Origin of the sequence: Streptomyces sp. NPDC058964 (assembly GCF_042741275.1) — a bacterium.
Classification (GTDB): Bacteria; Actinomycetota; Actinomycetes; order Streptomycetales; family Streptomycetaceae; genus Streptomyces.
Window position 1 is genome coordinate 878 of sequence record NZ_JBHYKH010000767.1, and the last position, 2,137, is coordinate 3,014.

Annotated in this window: 1 pseudogene; it reads right to left on the bottom strand. The window is 72.0% G+C overall.

Going from position 1 to position 2,137, the window contains the following annotated elements:
* Nucleotides 1–102: 102 nt before the first annotated feature.
* Nucleotides 103–2,056 (bottom strand): annotated as a pseudogene (locus tag ACFW2E_RS44435) (substrate-binding domain-containing protein).
* Nucleotides 2,057–2,137: the final 81 nt, after the last annotated feature.

Sequence of the window (2,137 nt, forward strand, 5' to 3'; positions counted from 1 at the left end):
ACACCACACCTCACCCAATATCACCCCCCGCCCACCGCCCGCGTCACCCCGGCCGGGGCGCGCGGGGCCCCGCCCGGCCCCCCCGCCCCTCTCCTGGCTGCGTCAGCCGGTGAATCCGGCGACGTTCTCCTTCGTGACCACCTTCACCGGCACCTTCACCGTCGACTCGACCTTCTTGCCCTGGATCGCCTTGAGCGCGTTGTCCACGGCGATTTTGCCCAGCTGGCTCGGCTGCTGCGCGACCGAGGCGTACAGCGTGCCGCCCTTGACCGCGGTGAGGCCGTCCGGGGTGCCGTCGAAGCCGACCACCGACACCGACCTGCCGGCCTTGGAGCCCAGCGCCTTGATCGCGCCGAGGGCCATTTCGTCGTTGGCGGCGATGACGCCCTGGACGTCGGGGTGGGCCTGGAGCAGGTTCGACATCACGTCGAGGCCCTTGGTGCGGTCGAAGTCGGCGGGCTGCTGGGCCACGACCCGGATGCCGGGGTAGGCCCTGAGGCCATTGGCGAAACCTTCCGCCCGTTCGCGGGCCGCGGAGGTGCCCGCCTGGCCCTGCAGGATCACGATCCGGCCCCTGCCGCCGAGCTTCTCGGCGATCGACTTCGCGGCGAGCTCACCGCCCGCGACGTTGTCGGAGGCGACCAGCGCCTTCGTCGTGGCCCTGTTGACCCCGCGGTCGACCGCGATCACCGGGATCCCCGCCTTGTCGGCGGCCTTCACCGAGTTGCTCGCCGCGTCCGAGTCCACGGGGTTGACGACGATCGCGCCGAGGTTCGAACTGGTGAAGTTCTGCAGCTGGTTGGCCTGCTGGGAGGCGTCGTTCTGGGCGTCCGTGACCGTGAGGTCCACGCCGAGCCTCTTCGCCTCGGCCTGGGCACCGGAGCGGATCTGCACGAAGAAGGGGTTGTTGAGCGTGGAGAGGGAGAGGCCCACCTTCGGCGTCGTGGTGCCGGAGCCGCCGCCGTGCAGGAAGGAGGTCGCGCCGACGATCGCCACGGTGACCACGGCCGCCAGCCCGTACGTCGCCGCCTGCCTGCCCCTGCCGCCGCCACCGGTTCCCGCTGCCACCGGGGTCGCCCCCGCCTTGCGCCGCACCGTGTCGAGCAGCACCGCCAGCGCGATGACCACGCCGATGACGACCTGCTGCCAGAAGGCGGAGACGGACAGGAGGTTGAGTCCGTTGCGCAGCACCGCCAGGATCAGCGCGCCGATCAGGGTGCCGGAGGCCTTGCCGGTACCGCCCGCGAGCGAGGCGCCGCCGATGACGACCGCGGCGATCGCGTCCAGCTCGTACCCGTCGGCGGCCTGCGGCTGCGCCGAGGACAGCCGGGAGGCGAGCACGACGCCCGCGGCGGCCGCGAAGACGCCCGACAGGGCGTAGATGGCGAGCTTCTGCTTCTTCACCCGCAGGCCCGACAGGCGCGCGGCCTCCTCGTTGCCGCCGATCGCGTACATGGAGCGGCCGATGTACGTCCGGCCGAGCACGAAGGCCGCGACCAGGCCCATGACGACCATGATCAGGACCGGCACCGGCAGCCAGCCGCCCAGCGTGTCGCCGAGGTGCGAGACCGAGGCGGGGAAGGGGATCGGGGAGCCCTGGGAGATCACCAGGGACAGACCGCGGGCCACCGACAGCATGGCCAGCGTCGCGATGAACGGGGGCAGCTTGCCGTAGGCGATCAGGAAGCCGTTGACCAGGCCCGCCGCTATGCCGGTGGCGACCGCCAGCACCAGCGCGAGGGCCACCGGCACGCCGTGCTGTGTCGCGCTCCAGGCGAGCACGGTGGCCGACAGCGCGGCGACCGAGCCGACCGACAGGTCGATGCCGGCCGAGACGATCACGAAGGTGACGCCGAAGGCGAGGATGGCGGTCACGGCCGCCTGGACGCCGATGTTGAGCAGGTTGTCCGCGGTCAGGAAGTCGCCGGACAGCGCCGACATGGCGATGACGAGGACGATGAGCGCCGTCAGGGCGCCGTTGTCGAGCAGGAGACGGCGCAGGCCGCCCGGGGCCGCCACTCGCGCCCGTCGTGCTCTTGAGCGTGTCAGTGGCCACGGGAGGCCTCCGTTCCGGTTCCGGTCTCGTCGGTGTGGGGGTGCTGACGGCGAGCGCCATGACGGCGTCCTGGGTGGCCCG